The following is a 5,762-nucleotide window of genomic DNA, read 5'->3' on the forward strand; positions in this document are numbered from 1 at the left end:
TATAGCTGTCGCCAAGTGTACTAGGACATAAAACCCAAGAATTAATTGGCGGCGCGAAGCGCCGCCAATTAATTCTTGGGTTTTGATTTGTCCTAATTCAAGTGACTGTAGCTATATATAGATGATATAGATGCCGTTAGTGTTGTTAAGACAAAATTAAAACCCAAAAGAGGGTTGCCTCGCTCTGCGAGGCAACCCTCTTTTGAGGTTTATACCAGTTTAAACAGTGGGTGGTAAGACTTTCAGAGGAGGCTTGGGCTTAGATTTCTGGGAGGGTTTTGAAGGTTTATGGTTGCGATTTTTCCAACGTTCTTGCATTGCCTCCATATAGACATAGAAAACTGGGGTAATGTAAAGCGTTAACATTTGCGAAAACACCAAGCCGCCAACTACCGCTAATCCCAAGGCACGGCGAGATTCAGCACCTGCGCCTAAACCAAGAGCGATCGGTAAAGTTCCCATCAGGGCTGCCATCGTGGTCATCATGATCGGACGGAAGCGAACTAAACAGGCTTCATAAATGGCATCATAGGCGGTGCTACCTGACTTACGAGCGCCGATCGCAAAGTCCACCATCATAATTCCGTTCTTCTTCACAATCCCGACTAAGAGAATGATGCCGACAAAGGCATAAACGTTTAGTTCGCTCCGAAAAATAAGTAAGGTAAGCAATGCGCCGAATCCCGCCGATGGGAGACTCGTGAGAATGGTAATGGGATGGATAAAGCTTTCGTAAAGAATTCCAAGAACGATATAAATTACCAAGATGGCAGCTAAAAGTAACAGTCCTAGACCTTTTTGGGAGTCTTGGAAAGCTTGAGCCGTTCCTTGGAATTTCCCTGTCGAGGTAGCAGGGAGAATTTCTTTAGCGAGTTGCTCGATTTTGCCAACCACATCGCTGAGAGATATCCCAGGTTTGAGGTTAAAGGAAATTGTGACCGCAGGTAATTGCGATGCGTGGTTAACCGAAAGCGCACTCACGGTTTGCTTGAAGGAAGCAATAGTACTCAGTGGGACTAGCTGCCCGCTACTAGATCGCACCGATAATAGTTCTAGGGATTTCAAGTCCGATTGATATTCTGGAGCCAAGCCCACAATTACAGAATATTGATTGTCTGTACCATAAATGGTTGAGACTTTCGCCGTGGAATAGGCGTAGGAAAGAGCGGATTCGATCTGCGTTGCGGTGATACCGAGGGCGGAGGCGCGATCGCGATCGATATCGATATTGACTTGAGGATTTTTAATCTGTAAGTCGCTAGTAACGTCTTGCAAGCTATCCAATTGACGCATCTTCGCTTCTAGTTCAGGTGCGGTGCGATAGAGTCCTTCTAAGTCAGTGTCAGACACCGTATATTGATATAGTGCTTTGGATATTTGTGCCCCCAGTCGAATCGCTGGCGGGTTTTGTAAGAAGACGCGAATACCAGGGGTTTTAGATAACTTGGGACGCAGATCTTGAATGATTTGTTCGACATTCCGCGATCGCTTACTGCGTTCTTTTAAGCGCATAAACAAGCGCCCATTATTCGGAAGTGAAATAGTACCACCCGCACCTACGGCGGAGTAAACTGCCTCAATATCAGGATCTTGGCTGACAATCTCGGCAAGTTTGGATTGATGTTTGACCATTTCATCAAAAGAAATCCCTTGGATTGCCTCTGTAGTTCCTAGGATCTGCCCAGTATCATCATTGGGAATAAATCCTTTGGGAACTAGCCCAAAAAGTATAATCGTCGCCACCAAAATCGTCGCCGAAATAGCCATCGTGATCCGATGGTATTTGAGGGAATAGCGCAAGCTCCAAGCATAAAAGCGTTGAAAGAAGTCGCCTTGATTTTCCAAATGCTCTAGGCTTGGGGAATCGTGAATAAGCTCATTGTGATTATATTCATCTTGACCATATTCCTGATTAGGCTCGTTACGATCGCTATGCCCGTTATAATTCTCGTTATGATGCCCGTTATGATGCCCGTTACTAATATCGTGATTATGTTCGTTTGAGATTCCAGTTGAGATATGGTCATCAACGCGATCGCTTTCGGCGATATTTGCTGTAATGGGCTTACCACTGTGTGTCGTATGTTTGAGAAATCGACTGCAAAGCATGGGGGTCAGAGTCAGCGAGACAAATCCCGAAGAGAGGATGGCAACGCTAATCGTAACGGCAAACTCCTGAAACAGACGACCGATAATCCCCCCCATAAATAGGATGGGAATGAATACGGCAACCAAGGAAATCGTCATGGAAAGAACGGTAAAGCCAATTTCCCTTGACCCATCGATCGCTGCCTGAAATCCAGATTTCCCCATTTCTAGGTGACGCACGATATTTTCCAGTACGACCACTGCATCATCGACAACGAAACCTACCGATAAAGTAAGCGCCATTAAAGATAGATTGTCGAGGGAATAGCCCAGTTTATACATGACAGCAAAGGTCGCCACTAAAGAGATCGGTAGGGCGATACTGGGAATCAACGTAGCTGAGAAGTTACGGAGAAATAAGAAGATCACCATCACCACTAGAGCGATCGCTAACAGCAAACTGAACTGCACATCTTCGACGGAAGCGCGTACCGATTGCGAGCGATCGTACAAAATTTCAATATCAATCGCCGCAGGAATTTGTTCGCGGAAGGTAGGGAGCAGTTTTTTGAGCGTATCAACGATCGCAACCGTATTGGTTCCTGGTTGGCGTTGGATGGTCAGGATGATCCCTCTCGTACCGTTATACCAAGCTGCGAGCTTATCGTTTTCGACGCTGTCGCGCACTTGGGCAATTTCATTCAACCGCACGGGTGCGCCATTGCGATAGGCAGCAATTAAAGAGCTATAAGCTTTCGCATTGTTTAAACTTGCATTAGTGCCAATGGTAAGTGTCCGATCTATACCATTGATGCTGCCCGTGGCTTGCTTGGAATTCCCCTGAGCGATCGCTGTAGTTACTTCATCAATACCAATCCCTTTAGCTTTTAAGGCTTGCGGATCGAGATCGATTCGTACAGCATACTTTTGAGCGCCCAAGACAGATACGAGAGCAACCCCATCGACCGTTGACAATCTCTGAGCGAGAAGATTCTCCGCATATTTATCTACCTCTGACAATTGCATCACTTCTGATGTCAGGGCAATGTAGAGAATGGGTAGATCGGCAGGATTGACCTTGCTATACTGCGGGGGACTCGGCAAGGTAGGCGGTAACTGCTTAGCAGCCTTAGTAATCGCCGCTTGTACGTCCGCTGCTGCACCATCGATTTGGCGATTGAGGCTAAATTGCAAGGTAATCTGAGTGCTGCCGATCGCGCTACTAGAGGTCATCGAATCCAATCCTGCGATCGAGGAGAATTGCTGCTCTAGAGGAGTCGCCACCGAAGAAGCCATCGTTTCGGGGCTAGCCCCTGGCAGGGCAGCCGTTACGCTAATCGTAGGGAAATCCACCGTAGGCAGATCGCTAACTGGTAGTAGTTGATAGCTAATCGCCCCAAATAATAGAATCGCTAGCATGACCAAGGTAGTCATGACTGGGCGTAGGATAAAGGTCTGGATATTCATTGATAATGGGGGATTGGGGATGGATGATTATTAATTGGTGATTGGTAATTGGTAATGGGTAATGGGTGATTGGTAATTGGTGGCTTACTTTTTGCTTTTGTCTTCTTTATCTTTCTTTTCATCACCCTGATTTTGCGCTTCCTTTACCTCGACCTTGGCGTTGGGCGATAGGGCAAACTGACCATCGGTTACTACTTTTTCGCCAGCTTGCAATCCTTCAGAAATCGACACCTCACTGCCCACGGTATTACTTACTTTCACGGGACGGATTTCCACCGTGCTATCTGATTTGAGGACATAGACAAACTGACCTTTCTGTCCCGTTTGGACGGCTTGGGTGGGAACTGAGAGTGCATTAACTTGCTCGGTCAGATTTAAAACTACATCTACTCGCTGACCGGGAGTGAGGCGATCGTCTTTGTTATTGAAGGTTGCCTTGAGTGTTACGGTTCCCGTGGTTGCATCGACTAAGCTATCAATAAAGGTCAGTTCACCTTGAACTGGGCGCTTATCGTTGGGCAGCAATACATCCACCTTGAGCTTGCCGAGTTTTTGGTATTGCTTTACCTGTGCTAGCGATCGCTCTGGAATTGTGAAAGTCACATAAATCGGGCGAATCTGACTGATCGTCACTAATGGAGCATCTGCGTCAGCTTTAATCAAATTCCCCTGATTCGACTTGACACTACTAACTCGTCCATCGATCGGTGAGTAAATATCAGTGTAGGAAAGTTGGACTCTAGCATTTTCAATCGCTGCTTCTCCCGCTGCTAAGTTTGCCTTCGCCGATTCAATATCGGCTCTGGTCGATTCTGCTGAAGCGATCGTCGTGTCGATCGCACTACCCGAAGCATTTACGTTGGCTTGAGATACGCTGGCATTAGTGCGAAACTGTTCGGCTTGGGTGCGACTGATTGCGCCTTCTTGATAGAGTCGGTCGTAACTTTTACGTTGAAAATCAGCAAACTGCAACTGTGCCGAGTCGCGATCACGATTTGCCTTGGCTTGGGTAATGGTTGTTTCGGCTTTAACTTGATTGGCGATCGCCTGTTGTAGCTGCGCTTGGTTGCGAGATTGATTGGCGATCGCCTGTTGTAATTGCGCCTCTAAAGGACGCGGATCGATCCGAAATAGCAAATCCCCTTGCTTGACATCCTGTCCGTCCTTAAATGCGACTTCGATTAACTGTCCGCCAATGCGAGATTTTACCGATACGGTGGCATAGGCTTCGGCCACGCCAGTACTGCGAATTTGGACGGGTAGCGTTTTTTGAACTACAGGCACTACGGATACGGGCACGGCAGGACGGCGTTCTTTGCCTGACTCCGCCTGAGACGATCCGCAAGCCGTCAATAAGCTGGGGGTTGCTGCGGCAACCATAATCAGGAGCGATACAGATAGAAAAGGATGTCTCATGGTTGTCAGGCAAATTGCAACTACTTTGGAATAATTTGGAATGAGTTGGAATGAGTTTGTTATATGCTGATTGTTAATTTAACTAACTATTAGTAGTACTACATTAATATATCTACCTAGTCAAGATGGATACATCACCTACTGCCAATTCATCTATCAGTTCATCTATAGGTTCATCGATGAACTCAGAGATGAATTCATCTATCAGTTCATCCATAGCTTCATCGCGGATCTCTCACCATATTTGTGCCAATCGAATTCTAGATGTAGTCCCTGCGGTAATGCGATGTATTCATGCGGAAGTGCGCCAACAAAAATCAACTTGTCTCACCATTCCCCAGCTACGTTCTCTTGATTTTTTAAAAACTAATGCGGGTGTATCCCTAGCAGAATTAGCCGACTATTTGGGCATCAGTAGCGCTTCTACTTCCACCATGATCGAGCGTCTCGTCCAAAAAGAATTGGTAACTCGCACCGTCGATCCTAATTTAAAAAGACAGGTGATTCTCAATCTCACAGCCGCAGGGGAGGAACATCTGCACCAAGTCCTTCATGAAACTGGCGATCGCCTTGCTGACAAGTTAGAGCAGCTCACCCTAGAGCAAATCCTTCAATTAATCAATGGACTGGTAGAACTACATCAAATATTTATGGATTGTGGTCTAGATCCCCGATTAGTCAACCCAACAGGTCACCTATCGTCACGCTAACTCCTTGATATTTCGATTTCCTCTTACAGAATGCAGGTATAGCTATAGCCAAATAAGTTAAGACATAAAACCCAGAAGAGT

The 5,762-nt window shown here is 46.3% G+C and carries 3 protein-coding genes; 1 reads left to right on the plus strand and 2 read right to left on the minus strand.

Annotated features, from left to right (window positions below):
• Nucleotides 1-219: 219 nt before the first annotated feature.
• On the minus strand, nt 220-3,555 hold the full coding sequence (locus AC805_RS00685) for an efflux RND transporter permease subunit (RefSeq protein WP_055073627.1): 3,336 nt from the start codon (nt 3,553-3,555) through the stop codon (nt 220-222).
• An 84-nt stretch (nt 3,556-3,639) separates the two neighbouring features.
• Nucleotides 3,640-4,971: an efflux RND transporter periplasmic adaptor subunit gene (locus AC805_RS00690; RefSeq protein ID WP_055073628.1), complete on the minus strand. Its 1,332-nt coding sequence runs from the start codon at nt 4,969-4,971 to the stop codon at nt 3,640-3,642.
• 125 nt (nt 4,972-5,096) lie between these two features.
• Between AC805_RS00690 and AC805_RS00695 the strand changes: the two genes are divergently transcribed.
• Complete coding sequence (locus AC805_RS00695) at nt 5,097-5,681, plus strand: MarR family winged helix-turn-helix transcriptional regulator (RefSeq protein ID WP_082429363.1); 585 nt, start codon at nt 5,097-5,099, stop codon at nt 5,679-5,681.
• Nucleotides 5,682-5,762 lie beyond the last annotated feature (81 nt).

This window comes from Pseudanabaena sp. 'Roaring Creek' (assembly GCF_001402795.1).
Lineage (GTDB): Bacteria > Cyanobacteriota > Cyanobacteriia > Pseudanabaenales > Pseudanabaenaceae > Pseudanabaena.